We start from the raw sequence: 18137 nt of genomic DNA, 5'->3' as shown, positions 1-18137 counted from the left end.
TGGGTCCGCCCCGGCCGACGTAGGCTCGCCAGCGTGAGCGAGAGCAGCGAGCGGGAGCGGTGGGTCTCCGAGGACCCGGTGCACAAGCGCGCCGACCGTGACGACTTCGCGCGCGACCGCGGGCGGCTCATCCACTCCGCGGCTCTGCGACGGCTCTCCGCCAAGACCCAGGTGCTCGGGCCCGGCAGCGACGACTTCGTGCGCAACCGGCTGACGCACAGCCTCGAGGTGGCCCAGATCGGCCGCGAGTTCGGCGGTGCGCTCGGCTGCGCGGCCGATGTCGTCGAGGTCGCCTGCCTCGCGCACGACCTGGGGCATCCCCCCTTCGGTCACAACGGCGAGACGGCGCTCGACGAGGTCGCGGCCGACATCGGCGGCTTCGAGGGCAATGCGCAGACGCTGCGCATCCTCACCCGGCTCGAGCCCAAGCGGGTCCACCCCGACGGGCGGCCCGCCGGCCTCAACCTCACCCGCGCGAGCCTCGACGCGGCCACGAAGTACCCGTGGCGGCGGGGTCGCGGCCCTGCTCCCACACCGAAGTTCGGCGTCTACGAGGACGACCTGCCGGTCTTCGACTGGATGCGCGAAGGGAGCCCGGGTGGCCTCGTGCGCTGCCTGGAGGCCGACGTCATGGACTGGTCCGACGACGTCGCCTACTCGGTCCACGACGTCGAGGACGCCGTCGCCTCCGGCCGGCTGGACCTGCGCCGACTGCGCGACGCGGAGGACACCGAGGCGGTGCTCGACATGGCGGTGCGCTTCTTCGCCGCCGACCTCGGTCGGGACGCCGTCGGCGAGGGGCTCGAGCGGATCCTCGCCACCGGTGCCGTGCCCGAGCACTACGACGGGTCGCGCGCCGGCCTCGCGGGGCTCAAGGACATGACCTCACGGATCATCGGACGCTTCGTCCACGCCGCCGAGCAGGCGACCCGGGCCGTGCACGGGCCCGGCGACCTCGGGCGCTACGACGCCCGTCTCGTCGTCCCCGACGACTCGCGTGCCGAGGTCGCGGTGCTCAAGGCCGTGGCCGCGCACTTCGTCATGTTCTCCGGCGAGCGTGACGACGAGTACGCGCACCAGCGCGCGGTCGTCGCCGACCTCGCCCGATGGTTCGCCGCGGACCCCGAGGCGCGGGTCGACGCCGACCTGCGCCCCGATCTCGCTGCGGCGCAGGACGACTCGGCCCGGCTGCGGGTCGTCGTCGACCAGGTGGCGAGCCTGACCGACGTGCGGGCCCTCGCGCTGCACGGGGCGCACTGCGACTGACGGGTGAACTCCCGGTGACAGGGGAGTCCTCCCCATTCCCGCAGCCCGCCGGGTCCTGCCACGGTCGGGCGCGTGACGGTCATGCAGGGGATGGACGCGGCGCGAGTCCGCGAGGTCGCGCAGGCGCTGCGCGGCTGCGCCCGCGACCTCGAGGAGGTCCGTGTCGCGGGGACGGCCAGCGCGGGCGTGCTCGGGGAGGTCTGGTGGGGCGGTGATGCCGAGTTCCTCCTGCGCTCGTGGGCGGACCTGACGCCCGCGCTCGTCGGCGCCGGGACGGCGCTCGAGGAGGCGAGCGCGACCCTGATGCGTCAGGCCGCCGACCAGGAGTCGGCCTCCGACGAAGGGGGAGGGGCCGCACCCTTCGTCCTCGCGTCCTCGACGACGCCGCTCAAGGTCGCCGAGGACACCAACCCGGCGCCGCGCGAGGCGCTCGCCGACGTCGACCCCGAGACGGGGGCGATGTCCCGGGACGCGGCGCAGCGGTGGCGCGATGAGCAAACCGACGGGGTCAACCCCGCGTGGGACGTCGACCCGGAGGACGGGACGGCGGTCGTCAGCGGGCGGGGGGTGCCCAATGGCGACTTCGCCGGGAAGACCTACGGCGGGCCGGACTGGAGCGAGGAGACGTCCGAGGAGCACGGGCCGCAGTGGAGCGAGGAGCTGCAGGAGGCCTACCCCGACGGCGTCGAGATCGACGAGTTCGGCTTCCCGAACTTCTACCCCTATGCCAGCACGGAGTACCCCCCGGTGCTCGTCGAGCTGACCACGACGTCGAGCAAGGACATCCGACTGGCCTACGAGGCCGCCGGCATCGACAAGGACACGGCCAAGGAGCTGCAGGAGGACTGGGTGTGGCACCACACCCACGCCTACGACCCCGAAACCGGGCGCGGTGAGCTGATCCTCATCCCGCGTGACCTGCACGCGGCGGTCAAGCATGCTGGGGGACGGTCACTGCACAAGCACAACGGAGCCGAGACGAGCGATTGATGGACTTCCGCACCCGCTACGCCGCACCCGACGACGCCGCGCTCGCGGCGCTCGAGGCGCAGATCGGCTCACCCCTGCCCGGCGACTACCGGGAGTGGCTGCGCGCCAACGGTGGTGGCGTCACCGAGGACGACCTCAAGTACGGCACCGACGACCTGGACGTCGACGAGGCCACCCACCCGGTGGTGACGATCTTCTTCGGGCTGGGCGTCGATCACGCCGAGCTCGACCTGCTCCGCTCGCGCGAGGTCTACGCCGGCCGGGTCCCGGACGACCTGACGCCCATCGGCACCAACGACGCCGGTGACCTCGTCTGCCTCGCGGTCGCGGGGGAGGCCCCGGGGTCGGTGTGGTCGTGGGCCCACGAGGAGGAGGCGGCCACCCGTGTCACCGCCGGCTTCACCCCCTTCGTCGAGGGTCTGCGGCCGATCCCCTGGTGACCGGGGCCGCCGGCGTCGGTGGCGCGACCTAGACTCGGGACCACGATCGACGTGGGAGCGAGGTGGCCAGTGGCGGGACGGATCCGCGCCGAGGACGTGCAGGCGGTCAAGGAGCGCTCGTCGATCACCGACATCGTCCGCGAGCACGTGAGCCTGCGCCCGGCCGGCATCGGCTCGATGAAGGGTCTGTGCCCCTTCCACGACGAAAAGACGCCGAGCTTCACCGTGCGCGAGACCGTCGGTGCCTACCACTGCTTCGGCTGCGGCGAGGGCGGCGACGTCATCTCCTTCGTGCAAAAGATCGACCACCTGACCTTTGCCGAGGCCGTCGAGCGACTCGCCGGCAAGCTCGGCATGGAGCTGCGCTACGAGGAGGGCGGCGGCCCCCGCGACGGCGTGGGGCTGGGCAAGCGAGGTCGTCTGCTCGAGGCCCACAGAGCCGCCGCGGAGTTCTACCACGAGCGGCTGCTCGGGTCGCCCGAGGCGCGCATCGGGCGGGACTTCCTGCGGGAGAGGGGCTTTGCCTCGCCCGAGGCCAAGCTCTTCGGCATCGGCTACGCGCCCCGCGGCGGTGAGGAGCTGGCCAGGCACCTGCGTGCAAAGGGCTTCACCGACGACGAGCTGACCATCGGTGGCCTCTGCGGCAAGGGCTCGCGGGGCCTCTACGACCGCTTCCGCGGCCGGCTCGTCTGGCCGATCCGCGACATCACCGGCGACACCATCGGCTTCGGTGCCCGCCGCCTGTGGGACAACGACCGCATCGGCGCCAAGTACCTCAACACCACCGAGACGCCGATCTACAAGAAGTCGAGCGTCCTCTACGGCCTCGACCTGGCCAAGAAGTCGATCCGCGACGAGCGCCTGGCCGTCGTCGTCGAGGGCTACACCGACGTCATGGCCGCCCACCTCTCCGGGGTCGAGGGTGCGGTCGCGACGTGCGGCACGGCCTTCGGCGCCGACCACATCAAGGTGCTGCGGCGCATCGTGCGCGACGAGGCCGACCAGGCCCCGGCCAAGGTCGTCTTCACCTTCGACGGAGACAAGGCGGGCCAGGAGGCCGCGATGAAGGCCTACGCCCAGGACGACAAGTGGGCCAGCCAGAGCTATGTCGCCGTGGCCAAGGACGGCATGGACCCGTGCGACCTGCGACTGCGCGAGGGTGACCTCGCCGTGCGTGAGCTCGTCGCCGACGCGGTGCCGATGTTCGAGTTCGCCGTCCGCACCACGCTGGGCCGCTTCGACCTCGACACCGCCGAGGGGCGGGTGCGGGCGATGGGCGCGGTCGCGCCGATCATCAACAGCATCCGCGACAGCGCCCTGCGCCCGGAGTACGTGCGCACCGTCGCCGGCTGGGTCGGGGTCGAGGTCGAGCAGATGCGTGAGGCCGTGACCCGTGCCGGGCGGATCCAGGCGCGCGACGAGGCGAAGGGGGAGCACCGCACCCAGGTCGACGCCCCGGAGCCGACGGCGGCCGAGGCGGCCGGCGGGGTGCCCGCCCCCGACCTGCGCGACCCGGTGGTGCTCACCGAGCGCCAGCTCCTCCAGTCGATGCTCCAGCACCCCTCCCTCTTCACCTCGCAGGACCTCGACGAGGTCGACCCGCAGGGCTTCTCCGCGCCTGCCCACCGGGCGGTCTTCGACGCGATCCGCTCCGTGGGCCCACTCGTCGAGGGGCTGACGCAGACGGCGTGGCACGCGCGGGTCGACGAGGCGACCCCCCTGGCGGCGTCGGCGCTGCTCGCCGAGCTGTCGGTCGCACCCCTGCCCGTCGTCCACGACTCCTCGACCGGTCTGCCGCCGCCGCACTACACCCGCTCGCTCCTCGTGCGGGTCCGCGAGGTGGCCCTGCAGCATCGGATCGCCGAGGCCACCTCGCGCCTGCGGCAGCTCGACACCGACCCGCAGTCCGACCCTGACCAGCGCCGTCAGCTGGGACAGGCGCTCTACGACCTGCAGCGGCAGCGGGCTGCCCTGCGTGAGGAGGCCCAGTGAGCCCCATGTGGTCCCGGCGCCAGCGCGCACGCGCGGTGCCCGTCCCAGACGGCGTCGAGCTCGCTCGCGGTGAGCGGGTTCTCGCGACGGCGGCAGCCGGCGACGAGGTCGTCGTCATCACCTCGCACCGACTCGTCGTGCCCGGCGGCAAGCTGGCCGAGGGGCGGCCGTGGCACCTCGTCGACCGCGGCCGGTGGGACCCCGGGACCGATGTGCTCACCGTGACCTGGGTCGACGGCGGCCCGACCGGCACATGGACCCTCAGCGAGCCCGGCGGCGTCCCCGACGCCTTCCACGAGCGGGTGCAGGCGAGCGTCGTGCTCGTCGAGGAGGTGACCCTCGACCGTGCTCGACGGGCCCGGGTCGTGCTGCGCAAGGACCTCACGAGCGACCGGGTGATCGCCCAGACGATCGTTGGTCGCGGGTGCGACCCCGACGACCCCGAGCTCGTCGCTGCGACCGAGGCCGTCGCGCAGCGACTCGCCGAGCAGGTCGGGAGGGAGGCCTGATGTCCCACGACGCCCTGCCCGTGCTCGACCTGGCTGATCTCTACGCCGGCCCCGAGGCCGTCGAGCGTTTCCGCGAGCAGCTGCGGGTCGCGACCCACGAGGTCGGCTTCTTCCATCTGCGGCATGGCATAGACCGTGCCGTCATCGACGAGCTCTTCGCGACCGCACGGGCCTTCTTCGCCCTTCCCGAGGAGGACAAGCGCGCCATCGAGATGACCAACAGCGCGCAGTTCCGCGGCTGGACGCGCCTGGGCGGCGAGCTCACCCAGGGCCAGGTCGACTACCGCGAGCAGATCGACATCGGCCCGGAGAGGCCGCTGCGGGTCGACGTCGATCCGCCCTACCTGCGGCTCGACGGGCCCAACCAGTGGCCCGCGGCCCTGCCGGAGCTCCGCACGGTCATCGAGGCGTGGACCGACCGGCTCGGGGCCATCGGCCGCGACCTCATGGCGCAGTGGGCGCTGTCGCTCGGCGCTCCCGCAGACCACTTCACCTCGAACTTCGACGACGCGTCGACGCTGCTGAAGATCGTGCGCTACCCGGGGACGGAGCAGACCTCCCAAGGGGTCGGTGACCACAAGGACCCCGGCTTCCTCACCCTGCTGCTCATCGAGCCGGGCAAGTCCGGCCTGCAGGTCCAGACCGACGACGGGTGGATCGACGTGCCACCGACCGACGACTGCTTCGTCGTCAACATCGGCGAGCTCATGGAGGCGGTCACCGACGGCTACCTGAGGGCCACCTCGCACCGGGTGACGGCACCGGCCGTGGGCTCGGAGCGGCTGTCGATCCCCTTCTTCTTCAACCCCGCTCTCGACGCGGAGGCGCCGGTCGTCCCCCTTCGTCCGGAGTACGCGGAGCGAGCGCGAGGGGTCACCCAGGACGCCGCCAACGTCATCTCGGCGCGCTACGGAGACAACCTCCTCAAGGCACGGCTGCGGGCCCACCCGGACGTCGCGGCCCGCCACCACGCCGACCTCGTGGGCGGCGCCGGCTGACCGCCGCCCCGTTTTCGTATCCCGGCCACCTTCTTGCTATGGTGGCGCAGCGCTTCGGCGCGATCCCCTGTAGCTCAATTGGCAGAGCATTCGGCTGTTAACCGGAGGGTTGTTGGTTCGAGTCCAACCGGGGGAGCCACCACGAGAGGCCCAGCGTCCGCACGGACCTGGGCCTCTGGTCTGCCCGGGCTCAGCTCGAGGCCGGAGAGGGCCCGGTGGTGCGTGTGCTCGGGCCGAGTGGGGCTGGGCAGTCGACGAGCGTCGGGGGAGTGGCGGTGCCCCTCGGCAGGCTGCGGGCGGGGCCGAGGTTGTCAGTGACCGCGCGCTTCCACGCGCCGGTCTCGACCATGTCCGCCAGGGCGTCGCTGACGTACTCGCACAGCGCAGTGTCCTCGCGGCGCATCGCCACGCCCCACCGCTCGCGGGTGAAGGGCCGGCCGACCAGCCGCAGGCGGTCGGCACCCGACGACCCAGGGACGAAGGGGAGCAGCACCGCCGCGTCGGACGTCACCGCGTCGACCGTGCCCTCGCGCAGCAGGGCGACACAGTCGGAGATCTTGGGTTCGACGGTCAGGTGCAGCCCCGGGTGGTCGTCGACGAGCTCGTCGGTCGAGCGAGACCCCTGCACGCTGCACAGGGTGGACCCCTGCAGCTGCCCCACGGAGCGGATCCGGCTGCGTGCCGGGACCAGCAGGTCCTGCCCGGTGGTCAGGTAGGGGCCGGCGAAGGTCACGTCGTCGGCCCGCTCGGGCGTCATCGAGTAGGCGGCGAGCACGAGGTCGACCTGGCCGGTCGCCAGCAGCGTGCGCCGCTGGTCGGTCACTGCCTCGACGAAGCTGATGCGTGGGATCCCGAGGTAGCGCGCGATGTGCTCGGCCACGGCGACGTCCAGCCCCGTGTACGAGTTCCCTTGCCGCAGACCGATGCCCGGCTGGTCGAAGGACACCGCCACCCGGAGGGTACGCGGCAGGTCGGTCCGGTGGGGGCTGGTGCGCGACGACGCGGATGCGGTGCCCGAGGGCGTGACCGTCGAGGTCACGGCCGGCTCGGCGGTGGTGCTCGGCGCGACGTCGACCGGCCGGAGGCACCCGGCGAGCAGGGCAGCTCCCACGGCGGCGGCAGCCAGCGCTCGGACCGGGCGCACGTCGTCCCCCTTCGTCGGACGGCTCCATCCTCGCAGCCCGCGGCCGCGGGCGAAGGGGGTGTCCGCCGAGTCGGGCGCACGGATGAGGCCACTTTCATCGCGGTCTCATCCATACTTCATCCGGGAGCGGTTGCCTGTGTCGTGTCAGCACGGCGGCCGGAAGTACGGGGAGGAACATCATGGGGATGACGACGAGGGCTGCGGTCGTGACCGCAGCGCTGCTGGTGGGAACCATCGGAGGAGCTGCGGCGAACTCCGCACGAGTTGCGACGCCACAGCTCGCACCGACGCAGTCGTCGGTGAGTGTCGGTGGCTGCGTCATCCGGCTCTACACCGCGGGGCCGGAGCTGCACGCCAACTCCACGCACACCTGCGTGGGCGTCCGCAGCGTCGATGTCACGTCGATGGGCCGGCTGCGTGTGCGCTACACGGCGGCGTCCGATGTCGTGGGGCTGAGCGCGGGGGCCGACGAGACGCTGGCCGGGCGCGGCATCCAGGTCGGCGTCGACGGGACCTCGAGCTACGCGACGATGACTCTCTACGACACCAAGCTCGAGCGCCGACTCAACCTCTCGCGGACCACCGACTACCGACGCGCCGCGGGCTCCTCGTCGAACATCTGGTTCGGCTCGGTGAAGGCCGCGTCGTGAGGCGGGCGACCTTCGTCACCGCGGCCCTGGCCGGAGCTGGTGTGCTCGCCGGAGCATCGACCGCCTACGCCACGCTCGCGCCTCGCATGCACGAACTCGCGCCGGACGAGACCGGGGTCCTCGCGTGTCACGTCGCGTGGGACGGGGCGGCCCGCGCGCCCGTGCTCGATCACCGGGAGGGGAGCGGCTGCGCGGGGTTCACGGGAGCATCGGTCGATGGTCAGGGCCGGATCAACGTGACCCACACCTACGACCCGGTGGTCGCCATCATCGTCACCCCGGACGAGGCCGCTGCCGGGCGCGGACTCACGGCCGGTGCGTCCGGGGGCTCTGCTCGCACGATGCTCACCGTCACCGACGCGCGCGTGGGACGACGGCTCTACCTGCACACCGAGGGCGATGCCGACCGCGTGGGGAGTGGCTCCGGGTGGTGGCTGGTCATCACGAACGACGCCCGGTGACCGTCCCCGACGCGGGATCGCCGGCGTGGCTAGGCTGGCGTGGTGACCACGACACTCGTCCTCTCCGTCATCGGCAATGACCGTGCCGGCCTCGTCAAGGCCCTGGCTGACGTCATCGAGCAGGAGGGTGGCAACTGGGAGCGCAGCCACCTGAGCGAGCTCGCCGGCAAGTTCGCCGGCATCGTCGTCGTCACGGTGCCGGGTGAGCGGGCGGACGGCCTGCGTGCGGCACTCGAGCCGCTCCACGGGCTGCTCGACGTCGCGGTGCACGACGCGACGGTCGCCGAGGACCTCGTCGAGAGCGGCCAGGAGGTGCGCGTCGAGCTGCTCGGCAACGACCGGCCCGGCATCGTCGGTGCCGTCTCCGGTGTGCTCGCACAGCACGGGCTGAGCGTCGCCGAGCTGGTGAGCACCACGAGCGACGCCCCCATGGCGGGCGGACGGCTCTTCGAGGCGATCGCGGTCGCGACGGTGCCGGCTGGCACCGATCTCGACGCCGTGCAGGGTGACCTCGAGCGCCTGGCCACCGAGATCATGGTCGACCTGACCCTCAGCCCCCACGACGACGAGGACTGAGGGCCCGGTCCCCCGGGCTCAGCGGCGCGCGGACGTCGAGGCTCGGCCCCAGGTGGTGCTGGTGTCGACCGTCGCGAGCTGCCAGTAGCGGGTGGTCGACGCGTAGGCCTTGAGCGTGACCCGGCCGTAGCGGTCGGTGGTGCCGGACTTGACCCACGTCCACGAGCAGGAGGAGCAGGTCTTCTGCCGGAGGGCGACCTTGGTGCCCGGCCAGGCGCGGAAGCCGCTGGGGTACGAGGTGCGCGAGTAGCGCGTCGAGGTGCCCTTGACCGTGACGTAGCGGCCCGACCGGCTGGTGCTGATGCTCTGCCGGGCGCCGATCTTGACCGTCATCTTGCGGGTGTTCTGCGTCATGTCGTTGTAGTTGTAGTCGTACGCGCCCTCCGGCCGGACTGTGTAGGTCCCGATGGGGTTCCAGTCGTACCAGTCCATGGTCTGGGTGGACGACGAACCGTCGTAGTAGATGAAGTCGAAGGAGCCCTGCGTCGGGTGGATGACGCTCCACGCGGCCGACTCCGCGTAGCGGAGGCAGCCAGCGCTGTAGGTCGCGGTGAGCGCACGGTAAGGGCTGGTGACGGACACCTTGCTCGGCGTGGTGACCGAGCACGAGTAGGCCGCCTGCGCGGGGACCGCGGTGACCGCGACGGGGACGAGGGAGAGAGCGGCGGCGGCCGCGACGCGCGTGAGCATGGGTGGATGACCTCGGGTGAGCGAAGGGAGTGTGGCGGGGCAGCCCCCCGACCGAGGAGAAGACTAGGGCCGGGCCCCGACAACCGCCAGACCCATGTCACACCTCGCTGTCACCAGGTGTGCGCGACGTCGACGACGAGGCGCGACCCGCCCGTGGTCTTGATGATGAAGACGCGCATCGGCAGGCGCGCGCGGGTGCCGACACCGAAGGTGCTCTGCCCCTCGAAGCTGCCCGCGAAGGCGATCTGGCGAAAGGTCCGGAAGCCGGTGACGTCAACCGCGTTGAGCTTCGAGCGGGGGTTGTAGGTGGCTCGTCCCCGGCTGTCGTAGGCCGGGCCGCGCACGATGACGCGCAGATCGGCTCCACCCTTGAGCCAGACCCGCTTGCCCTGCCCCTCGGTGTAGACGGGGGCGTAGCGCACGTCGTAGCCGCGCAGCGTGCCCCGCAGATCGACGACGAAGCGGTCGTAGCACGCGTGTCGCCCCGCCCGCGCGTTGGTGATCTGCGACCACGACATCGTTGGTGCGCTCTTGGCGCCCGAACCCCAGTCCGTCGCGCAGGCGGTGCCTGCCGCAGCGGCGCCGGTCGATCCCTGGGCGGGCGCGCTCGCCAAGGCACCTCCCGCGACCGTCAACGCCGCCGCACACGTCGCGGCCGCAAGCCGCGCCTTTATGGTCCTGCTCATGGTGCCCACATCCCCTGATCGGGCGGCGGCTCCGGTGTCGCCGCGATCCACCAAGGATCCTCCCGGGAGTGGAGTCACGCGAGAGGCTGTCGCCGAACGGCTCGTTGGCGGCATGGTGGGGCCACTGGGGCTTGAACCCAGGACCGACGGATTATGAGTCCGCTGCTCTGACCGACTGAGCTATAGCCCCTTCGCCCGAGGGCGACGGCGTGAGGTTACCCCGTCGGATCGACCCGGCTCGACAGCGGGATGGTGCCGGGGTGCTCTCGCCCCGGCACCAGCCCGAGTGGTCAGTCCTCCTCGAGGACCGGCGATCCGTCCTGCGGGATGACGATCGCACTGGCCTTCGTGAGGTCCACGCGGTAGGTGCCCCCCGCTTGCACCGTGCTGAGCACGGCCTCGGCCTCGGCCCGGGAGCCGAAGCGCTGGGTGCGCAGGATCTCCGTCGCCTCGGGCCGGATCGACTCGACGGGTCCCACTCCCGGGAGGAAGCCCGCGTAGGAGTCGTCGACGTCGAGCTCGAACTGCACGTACCAGCCTTGCGGGTCATGGACGTGCCCGTCGAGCGCAATCTCCACACCGTCGGCGAGCAGTGGGATCTTAGGGTTGACGTTCATGGCCCGGTCGTAGCCCTGGATGACCCGACCACCGTCGACGAGCGTGACCTCGGCATCGGTGACGCCCTCTTCGCGACCCGGCTTGAAGGGGCCGTAGGCCTCGATGGACTGGTAGCCCGGCTGCTCGTCGGAGACCTTGTTCGTCGCCACGGCGTAGCGCTTCTCCAACTGGTTGGTGAACTCGTCGGTGGTGAGCCCGTCGAGCGTCGTCAGCTGGTCGTCGGCATTGGCAGGGTCGTTGTTGTAGGCCACGAGCGCCTGGTTGATGTCGACGAGCGGGAACTGGTTGGCGTGCTGAGGCGCCGCGTAGTCCACGTCGCCCCATCGCTGCTGGAGCCAGGCGAGGTTGTGGGCGAAGCCCAGTCGCTGCCACCCGTTGGTCGCCGTGACCGTCTTGGGGCTCCAGCCGTATCCGCCCATGTAGCCGAAGGTGAGTCGCTCGCCCGATCCGGGGTCCTCGACGTCGAAGACGAAGGAGGTCGAGCCGGGCGTGTGGCCGGGAGACCACAGGGGGAGCATCCGCACGTTGCCGAAGTCCATCCACGTGTCGTACTCGATGAAGTCGGTGCGCTCGCGAATCTCCGACTCGGACGCGGGGAGCGCCGGCGGCAGGTTCCACGTGTTGCCGGCGGCGTCCTGAGCCAAGCCGTTGACGTCCTCACGTGGGGACAGCAGCTGGACGCTGCCCCCGGAGTTCTCGATCATCGTCACGAGCTCCATCGTCGTGCCGTAGTGGTCGAGGTGACCGTGCGGCATGACCACCACGTCGACGTCACGAGGGTCGTACCCCATGGCTTCGATGTTCTTCCAGTACTGGTAACCGCTGTTCGGCCAGCCACTGTCGACCAGCACCAGCTGGTCGTCCTTCGGGCTCTTCGTGCCCATGTCCGCGTCGAAGAGGTAGAGCGAGACCTCGTTGTCGCCGACGTAGTGGAAGGTCTCGGGGACGATGTTGAAGGGCTCGGTGCTGCGCGTGTAGGGCGCGGTGGTGACCCCGGTGGCGTTGATGTCCTGGTAGCGCTCACCGGACACGGGGTCGGTGCCCTTGTCGCCCAGCAGGTCGCTCTTGGTCGGCACGTCCCAGACCGGCTTGCCGTCTGAGGTGTCCGAGGGCGTGAAGTAGAAGACGTCGGTCACCTTGGCCTGCTTGGCGTGGGTGTGCGCGCGATCGAAGACGACGAAGACCTGCTGGCGCTGCGTCGTCGTGTAGTCGTGGTCCGGGGTCACGGGCACGTCGGCCAGCGTCGCGGGCTTGGACACCGACCAGTCCTCGGTGTCAACCTCGTAGATGTTGGCGTCCTTGGCGACCCGGTAGGTCTCCTCGTAGCGGGCCCGTGGCGAAGGGAGGGCACGTCCGGCCATGTCGTGGGTGACCTGGCGGCCGTCGCCGACGGTGAGGCTCGAGGAGCTCTTGTCGTAGACCCAGCCCGCGGCGACGCTGTTGCCGGGCTTGCCGCCGCGCGGTGCCAGCTCGGGGCCGTACTCCTGCATGTCGAAAACGGCGTTGTCCCCCTTCGTCAGGGCGGCGTGGAAGGTCTCTCGGGGAGCGCTCGGGACGACGACCTCGCCTCCGCGCACCTCGAAGTCGACCAACGTTCCCGCCGCCAGCGTCGAGCTGATCTCGGCCGCCTCCTCGGAGGAGATCTGTTCGGTGCGCACGCTCGTGCGCCGACCGTCGGTGAGGACCGGCACTCACCCGGGTCTGCGAGCCGTCGCCCACCGTGGTGGGTGCACCGACGACGAAGCCCACCTCGACGGAGGTCTTGCCTCGGCCGGGTGGGGGAGCTTCTTGCGTGGCCTGGGCGAGCTGTCCGCTCCCCAGAGCGATGAGAGCCACTGTCGACGCAGCGGCCACGGAATGTCTGAACACTTCGATCACCTCGTTGTGATTCGCGGGGCCCCAGGACGGCAGCACGGATCAACGGACGGCGGTCCGGCATTGGGGTGGCACCTGGCACGACGCAGCAGGGTGACGGCGTCCCGGTGGTGGAGTGACGGTGCCATGACGCTATGGCCGGCGCGTCGCTGCCGTCCAAGGCCGATCAGGCATGGTCCGATGCCCTGTGCGAATGGTGGCGGCGAGCGGCAGACCCCTGGATCGAAGAGCAGAGGGTGATGAGGGAGTGGCCAGGGTGAGGGCTGGTGCTCCTGTGGTAGTTGGGGCACAATGGCCGCACAAGCACGTTCGCGTGCACATATCGCTCGAGCAGCACGCCGCAGAGTCATCGCGCAGCAGCCGTTCGGTCCCACGGAAGTGCCTGGCGTTGGGGAAGACGTCCATCGCACTCAAGGAGGATCAGGATGTCTGCAGGTAAGCGCGTCACCACTCGAGGTGTGGTGTTCATCCACAGCACCCCGACGGCCCTGTGCCCCCACATCACGTGGGCGCTCGAGTCCGTGCTGGGGCAGTCCGTCACCCTCGACTGGACCGAGCAGCAGCTCGGCCGGTCGCTCAAGCGTGCCGAGTTCTCCTGGACCGGAGAGCCCGGCACCGGCGCCAAGCTCGCCTCCGCCCTGCGCGGCTGGGACAACGTGCGCTACGAGGTCACCGAAGAGCCGACGCCGGGCCTCGACGGCTCCCGCTGGAGCCACACGCCCACGCTCGGCATCCACCACGCCACGATCAGCGCGTCCGGCGACGTTGTCCTCCACGAAAACCGCCTGCGTGAGGTCATGACCCTCGCCCAGGGCGCCGGCGAAGCCGTCGAGGACATGCTCGGCGAGCTCCTCGGCGACGCCTGGGATGCCGAGCTCGAGCCCTTCAGGCACGCCGGCGACGGTGCCCCCGTCCGCTGGTTGCACAAGGTCGGCTGACCGGCACCCACCACCGCCCCATGCACGAAGGGGGCTGCGCACCCTCCTTGGCGCAGCCCCCTTCGTGCTGCCCTTCGAGGCGCCCTTCGAGGCGGTCGCTGAGCGACCTTCCTCAGGGAGCGGGAGATATGCCTCAGGGAGCGGGAGATAGCTGCCTCCGGGACCGGGGGAGCGGCTCCGTGACGTGACCTCTCGGTAGCGCGATGGATTCACAGGTGATTCACACACCACCCGTCCACGTGACCGTGACGAAACCCGTTGCGCGAGACCACGAAACACGCCCTCCATAGCGTCATCGCACCCAACCACAGGAGTGCTGATGATCGACTCGACCTCACGTCGTACCGTCCTGCAGGCAGGCGGGCTCACCGCTGGCTTGGCCGCCCTCACCGCCGCCGTCGGCTCGCCCGCCCACGCCGTCGAGACCCCCGACTTCACCCCGCTCAGCGGGTCGCGGGGCAAGGGGACCAAGGTCGTCGTGCTCGGCGGCGGGATCGCGGGCCTGACCGCGGCCTACGAGCTGCGCAAGGGCGGCTACGACGTCACGGTCCTCGAGGCCATGGACCGGCCCGGCGGACGCAACTGGACCGTCCGCGGCGGCACGAGCGCGACGGACACCCAAGGACGCACGCAGCGGGCGTCCTTCTCCCGCGGGGAGTACATGAACGCCGGCCCCGGCCGGATCCCGCAGCACCACGTCACCCTCGACTACTGCCGCGAGCTCGGCGTGGCCATCGAGCCCTTCGTCAACGTCAACGCCGAGGCGTACCTCTGGCGCCCCGGCACGGCGCTCGACGGTGAGCGGATCAAGCACCGGGCGGCCAAGTCCGACGTCCTGGGCTACATCAGCGAGCTGCTCGCCAAGGCGACGACGTCAGGCTCCCTCGACTCGAGCCTGTCCTCGGCCGAGAAGACCGCGCTGCTGCGCCTGCTCACCGGTCTCGGTGGCCTCAACAGCAGCTACGCGTACACCGGAGGCGGTCGGCGAGGCTACTCCGAGGAGCCGGCCGAAGGCCTGCAGGCGGGCGTCCCGCTCGACCCGTGGTCGATGAGCGACGTGCTGCTGAGCGGCATCGGCAACTACTTCCCCTTCGAGCTCAGCTGGGACCAGTCGATGATGATGTTCCAGCCCGTCGGGGGCATGGACCGCATCGCCTACGCCCTGGAAAAGGCCGTCAGCAAGGGCAACATCACCTACCGGGCCGTCGTCACCGACATCCGCACCTCGGCCGACGGCGTCGAGGTGGCCTACCGGACCAAGGGCGGCACCCGCCGCATCAAGGCCGATTACTGCGTCGCCGCGATGCCCCCGCACATCACCGCCAGGATCAGCTCGAACCTGCCCAAGGACGTCGTCGCGGCCATGAAGTCGGCCAGCGTGAGTGACGCCGGCAAGATCGGCATCGAGTACTCGCGACGCTGGTGGGAGCAGGACCACGACCTCTACGGCGGCATCACCAACTCCTCCAACGAGCTGGCCAACATGTGGTTCCCCTCGCACGGCTTCCAGGGCGACGGCGGCGTCGTCATCGGCTACTACAACACCGGTGCCTCCGCCCGCACCTACGGCAAGCTCTCGCCGGCCGCCCGCCAGGCCAAGGCCGTCGCCCAGGGCGCGGAGATCTTCGGTCCGACCTACGCCGAGGGCGTGCAGTCGGCCTTCTCCGTCGACTGGATGAGCGTGCCGCACATCGAGGGCGCGTGGGTCAGCTGGCCCGACGGCCAGGGCCCCGGCACCCCCTACGCCAAGCTCCTCGAGCCGAGCGGCCGCGTCCACTTCGCCGGTGACCACCTCTCGCACGCCATCGCCTGGCAGCACGGGGCGATGACCTCGGCCCGCGCCGCGGTTGCGGCGATCCACACGAGGGTCACCTCGTGACCCCGATCCACACCCCCCGCACCGGCACCACCCCTGCACAGCACCGCCACACCACCACGAAGGGCACCACCATGCGTCGTCGCACCACCATCGCCATCGCCACCGTCTGCGGTCTCGCCGTCGGTCTCCCCGCTGGGGCCGCGACCTTCAAGGCCGTCGGCCCGCCGAAGCCGACCGAGTACACCCGCGTCCTGCCGGCCGGTCAGGACAACCCGATGATCGCCGACGGCGTCGCGCTCGGCTCCAACCTCTCGACGTACCAGGCGAGCGGCCTCGGTCCGACCTCCGCCAACCCGAGCGCTCCGGCCGGGTCCGCCGAGCGCTACATCGACGCGGCGACCTTCCCCGGCGGCAACCTGCCGCAGGGTGTGACGGTCACCGAGGCGCAGGGGCTCAACGTGCTCGAGGCCATCGGCGACAACCTCGAGCGGGCCGGTCTGGACTACGACGACGTCACGACGATGCGCGTCTTCCTGTCCAACCCGAAGGGCGCCGAGACGGCCGACTTCAACGGCTGGAACCGGGCCTACCGCCAGTACTTCGCCAACACCAGCCTCTCCACGGGCAAGCCGATCCCGGTCTCGATGGGCACTGCCGCACCGAAGAACCCGATCGTCACCAACTCCGCCCGCCCGTCGCGCTTCGCGGTCGAGGTGGAGAACCTGCCGGTCCAGGGCTGGCTCGTCGAGGTCGAGGTGACCGCCGCCTACCCCAAGGGCAAGGGCAAGAAGTGACCCGGCCCCGGAGGTGCCGTCACGTGGCGTGACGGGACCATCGGCATGACGAAGGGAGGGGACGCGCGGGTGGCGCGTCCCCTCCCTTCGACCGTCTCGTGGGGAGGAGGCGTCAGTCGTCGGCGCCAGCGACGGTGGGTGCGGTTGCGACGGCGTCTCCGGCCGTGCGGCCGCGGCGGTTGAGCCGCCGCTCGAGCAGCCCGGCCAGCGAGGTCAACGTCCAGTTGACGATGATGAAGACGATCGCCACGACGACCAGCGCCGCGAAGATGTTGGAGTGCAGCGAGGAGAGGTTCTGCCCCTGCTGCAGCAGCTCCGGGTAGGTGATGACCGTGCCGAGCGCGGTGTCCTTGAGGATGACGACGAGCTGGCTGACGAGTGCGGGCAGCATCGCGGTGACCGCCTGCGGGATCTGGATCGAGCGCAGGACCTGGCCGGGGGCGAGCCCGACCGACAGCCCGGCCTCGCTCTGGCCGCTCGGCAGGGAGTGCACGCCCGAGCGCAGCAGCTCGGCCATGACCGACCCGTTGTAGAGGGTGAGTGCGGTGACGACGGCGGCGAGCGGGTTGAGGTCGGCGGAGAAGACGCCGTTGTAGGCGTAGATCCCGAAGAAGAAGATCATCATGATCAGCACCGGGATCGCGCGGAAGAACTCGACGACCGCACCGCTGACCCAGCGGACGACTCGGTTGCCGGAGAGCCGGCCCGCGCCGAAGACGAAGCCGAAGATGCTCGCGCCGACGACCGACAGGGCAGCCGCCTTGACGGTGTTCCACAGGCCGATGAGCAGGTAGTAGCGCCAGGTCTCCCAGGTCGCCATCGGCGACCACTTCGCGCCGGAGAACTCCTCGTACTCGTTGAGCTTGCCGACGACGACCCATGCGAGCGCCGCGGCGACGAGCAGACCGAGCGCGGCGATGATGCGGTAGCGCATCCGCGCCCGGGGGCCGGGGTTGTCGAAGAGGACGGTCTGGGTGCTCATCGCTTGACCGCCATCCGCCGCGACAGGCTCGTCAGCCCGATGCCGATCGGCAGGGTGAGGAGCAGGAAGAACCCGGCCACGAGGGCGAAGGTCACGTAGTTGAGGTCGGCACGCAGCTCGATCGCCTCGCTCATGAGGGCGGCGGTCTCGGCGACGCCGATGGCCGCAGCGACCGTCGTGTTCTTGATCAGGGCGATGGTCACCGAGGCGAGCGGAGCGATGGCACCGCGGATCGCCTGGGGGAGCACGACGTGGCGCAGGTTCTGGGTGAAGCCCAGGCCGATCGAGCGCGCCGCCTCGGCCTGTCCGGGCGGCACGGTGTTGATCCCGCTGCGGATCGCCTCGCAGACGAAGGCTGCGTGGTAGACGGCCAGGCCGACGATCGCCCAGCGCACACCGTTGTCGGTGATCGAGGTCGGGCTGTTCTCGTCGGCGAGGTTGATGCCCAGGTCGTAGAGCATGACCATGATCGTGAAGGTGAGGATCAGGGTCAGCGGGGTGTTGCGCACGATGTTGACGTAGGCGCTCCCGGCGAAGCGGAAGACCGCGACCGGCGAGACCCGCATGATCGCGATGATCGTGCCGAGCACGAGTGCCCCCGCGAGGGAGAACACCGCCAGCTTGATGGTGAGCCAGAAGGCGCCCCACACGTCGAACTGCTGGAAGAGCTCGCTCATCCACTACTCCTTGTCGATGGCGTCAGCGGCGG

18 protein-coding genes and 2 tRNA genes are annotated in these 18137 nt (G+C 70.7%); 13 read left to right on the top strand and 7 right to left on the bottom strand.

What is annotated here, in order from left to right; genetic code table 11:
* Positions 1-33 precede the first annotated feature (33 nt).
* From NYE39_RS04585 to NYE39_RS04555, 7 genes are all read left to right on the top strand, one after another.
* Positions 34-1266 carry a deoxyguanosinetriphosphate triphosphohydrolase gene (locus tag NYE39_RS04585; protein WP_192910425.1) on the top strand — a complete coding sequence of 411 codons (1233 nt, stop codon included), beginning with the start codon at positions 34-36 and terminating at the stop codon, positions 1264-1266.
* An 81-nt stretch (positions 1267-1347) separates the two neighbouring features.
* A complete protein-coding gene (locus NYE39_RS04580) occupies positions 1348-2256 on the top strand; it encodes an HNH endonuclease (protein ID WP_341013358.1) in 909 nt (302 codons plus the stop codon).
* On the top strand, positions 2256-2696 hold the full coding sequence (locus tag NYE39_RS04575) for an SMI1/KNR4 family protein (protein WP_192910423.1): 441 nt from the start codon (positions 2256-2258) through the stop codon (positions 2694-2696). Before NYE39_RS04580 ends, NYE39_RS04575 begins: the two co-directional genes overlap by 1 nt.
* 69 nt (positions 2697-2765) lie before the next feature.
* The gene (gene dnaG, locus NYE39_RS04570; protein ID WP_341011932.1) at positions 2766-4688 is read left to right on the top strand and encodes a DNA primase; all 1923 of its coding nucleotides are present in this window, start codon (positions 2766-2768) and stop codon (positions 4686-4688) included.
* The gene (locus tag NYE39_RS04565; RefSeq protein ID WP_341011931.1) at positions 4685-5197 is read left to right on the top strand and encodes a hypothetical protein; all 513 of its coding nucleotides are present in this window, start codon (positions 4685-4687) and stop codon (positions 5195-5197) included. The genes dnaG and NYE39_RS04565 overlap by 4 nt, the downstream gene beginning before the upstream one ends.
* A complete protein-coding gene (locus NYE39_RS04560; protein WP_341011930.1) occupies positions 5197-6195 on the top strand; it encodes an isopenicillin N synthase family dioxygenase in 999 nt (332 codons plus the stop codon). The genes NYE39_RS04565 and NYE39_RS04560 overlap by 1 nt, the downstream gene beginning before the upstream one ends.
* 63 nt (positions 6196-6258) lie before the next feature.
* Positions 6259-6334: transfer RNA gene (locus NYE39_RS04555), tRNA-Asn, on the top strand.
* Between the two features lie 51 nt (positions 6335-6385).
* On the opposite strand, the gene NYE39_RS04550 is transcribed toward NYE39_RS04555, so the two are convergent.
* The gene (locus tag NYE39_RS04550) at positions 6386-7339 is read right to left on the bottom strand and encodes a transporter substrate-binding domain-containing protein (protein WP_341011929.1); all 954 of its coding nucleotides are present in this window, start codon (positions 7337-7339) and stop codon (positions 6386-6388) included.
* A 299-nt stretch (positions 7340-7638) separates the two neighbouring features.
* Here NYE39_RS04550 and NYE39_RS04545 point away from each other — a divergent pair, with 299 nt between their 5' ends.
* The 3 genes from NYE39_RS04545 to NYE39_RS04535 are packed head-to-tail and all read left to right on the top strand — an operon-like array spanning position 7639 to position 9026.
* Positions 7639-7989, top strand: a complete 351-nt coding sequence (locus NYE39_RS04545; protein ID WP_072624875.1) for a hypothetical protein — start codon at positions 7639-7641, stop codon at positions 7987-7989.
* The gene (locus NYE39_RS04540) at positions 7986-8450 is read left to right on the top strand and encodes a hypothetical protein (RefSeq protein WP_072624874.1); all 465 of its coding nucleotides are present in this window, start codon (positions 7986-7988) and stop codon (positions 8448-8450) included. The genes NYE39_RS04545 and NYE39_RS04540 overlap by 4 nt, the downstream gene beginning before the upstream one ends.
* Positions 8451-8492: 42 nt before the next feature.
* Complete coding sequence (locus tag NYE39_RS04535) at positions 8493-9026, top strand: glycine cleavage system protein R (RefSeq protein WP_072626244.1); 534 nt, start codon at positions 8493-8495, stop codon at positions 9024-9026.
* A gap of 18 nt (positions 9027-9044) precedes the next feature.
* Here the strand turns inward: NYE39_RS04535 and NYE39_RS04530 are convergent, their stop codons facing one another.
* From NYE39_RS04530 to NYE39_RS04515, 4 genes are all read right to left on the bottom strand, one after another.
* The gene (locus NYE39_RS04530; protein ID WP_072624873.1) at positions 9045-9716 is read right to left on the bottom strand and encodes a hypothetical protein; all 672 of its coding nucleotides are present in this window, start codon (positions 9714-9716) and stop codon (positions 9045-9047) included.
* A gap of 110 nt (positions 9717-9826) precedes the next feature.
* A complete protein-coding gene (locus NYE39_RS04525; RefSeq protein WP_072624872.1) occupies positions 9827-10402 on the bottom strand; it encodes an AMIN-like domain-containing (lipo)protein in 576 nt (191 codons plus the stop codon).
* Between the two features lie 113 nt (positions 10403-10515).
* Positions 10516-10592, bottom strand: a tRNA-Ile gene (locus tag NYE39_RS04520).
* Between the two features lie 100 nt (positions 10593-10692).
* Positions 10693-12678: an MBL fold metallo-hydrolase gene (locus tag NYE39_RS04515; protein WP_341011928.1), complete on the bottom strand. Its 1986-nt coding sequence runs from the start codon at positions 12676-12678 to the stop codon at positions 10693-10695.
* 642 nt (positions 12679-13320) lie between these two features.
* On the opposite strand from NYE39_RS04515, the gene NYE39_RS04510 reads away from it, so the two are divergent.
* The 3 genes from NYE39_RS04510 (at position 13321) to NYE39_RS04500 (ending at position 16446) form a co-directional block, all read left to right on the top strand.
* Positions 13321-13833, top strand: a complete 513-nt coding sequence (locus tag NYE39_RS04510; RefSeq protein ID WP_072624870.1) for a DUF3145 domain-containing protein — start codon at positions 13321-13323, stop codon at positions 13831-13833.
* Between the two features lie 319 nt (positions 13834-14152).
* Positions 14153-15712 carry a flavin monoamine oxidase family protein gene (locus NYE39_RS04505; protein ID WP_072624869.1) on the top strand — a complete coding sequence of 520 codons (1560 nt, stop codon included), beginning with the start codon at positions 14153-14155 and terminating at the stop codon, positions 15710-15712.
* Complete coding sequence (locus NYE39_RS04500; protein WP_341011927.1) at positions 15709-16446, top strand: Rid family hydrolase; 738 nt, start codon at positions 15709-15711, stop codon at positions 16444-16446. Before NYE39_RS04505 ends, NYE39_RS04500 begins: the two co-directional genes overlap by 4 nt.
* A 112-nt stretch (positions 16447-16558) precedes the next feature.
* Here NYE39_RS04500 and NYE39_RS04495 read toward each other — a convergent pair whose 3' ends face one another.
* Together NYE39_RS04495 and NYE39_RS04490 are read right to left on the bottom strand one after the other, a co-directional pair.
* Entirely contained in the window at positions 16559-17428 is an 870-nt protein-coding gene (locus NYE39_RS04495; protein WP_072624868.1) for an amino acid ABC transporter permease, read from the bottom strand.
* Positions 17425-18105 carry an amino acid ABC transporter permease gene (locus tag NYE39_RS04490; RefSeq protein ID WP_072624867.1) on the bottom strand — a complete coding sequence of 227 codons (681 nt, stop codon included), beginning with the start codon at positions 18103-18105 and terminating at the stop codon, positions 17425-17427. The genes NYE39_RS04495 and NYE39_RS04490 overlap by 4 nt, the downstream gene beginning before the upstream one ends.
* Positions 18106-18137: the final 32 nt, after the last annotated feature.

This window comes from Janibacter sp. FSL W8-0316, assembly GCF_038004165.1.
Lineage (GTDB): Bacteria > Actinomycetota > Actinomycetes > Actinomycetales > Dermatophilaceae > Janibacter > Janibacter indicus.
This window is presented reverse-complemented; position numbering and strand designations above follow the sequence as displayed.

Bases quoted from the DNA above. Each gene is read 5' to 3' on its own strand.
- NYE39_RS04575 (WP_192910423.1), top strand. From the start codon at position 2,256: ATGGACTTCCGCACCCGCTACGCCGCACCCGACGACGCCGCGCTCGCG.
- NYE39_RS04580 (WP_341013358.1), top strand. From the start codon at position 1,348: ATGCAGGGGATGGACGCGGCGCGAGTCCGCGAGGTCGCGCAGGCGCTG.
- NYE39_RS04530 (WP_072624873.1), bottom strand. From the start codon at position 9,716: ATGCTCACGCGCGTCGCGGCCGCCGCCGCTCTCTCCCTCGTCCCCGTC.
- NYE39_RS04510 (WP_072624870.1), top strand. From the start codon at position 13,321: ATGTCTGCAGGTAAGCGCGTCACCACTCGAGGTGTGGTGTTCATCCAC.
- NYE39_RS04560 (WP_341011930.1), top strand. From the start codon at position 5,197: ATGTCCCACGACGCCCTGCCCGTGCTCGACCTGGCTGATCTCTACGCC.
- NYE39_RS04525 (WP_072624872.1), bottom strand. From the start codon at position 10,402: ATGAGCAGGACCATAAAGGCGCGGCTTGCGGCCGCGACGTGTGCGGCG.
- NYE39_RS04490 (WP_072624867.1), bottom strand. From the start codon at position 18,105: ATGAGCGAGCTCTTCCAGCAGTTCGACGTGTGGGGCGCCTTCTGGCTC.
- NYE39_RS04505 (WP_072624869.1), top strand. From the start codon at position 14,153: ATGATCGACTCGACCTCACGTCGTACCGTCCTGCAGGCAGGCGGGCTC.
- NYE39_RS04495 (WP_072624868.1), bottom strand. From the start codon at position 17,428: ATGAGCACCCAGACCGTCCTCTTCGACAACCCCGGCCCCCGGGCGCGG.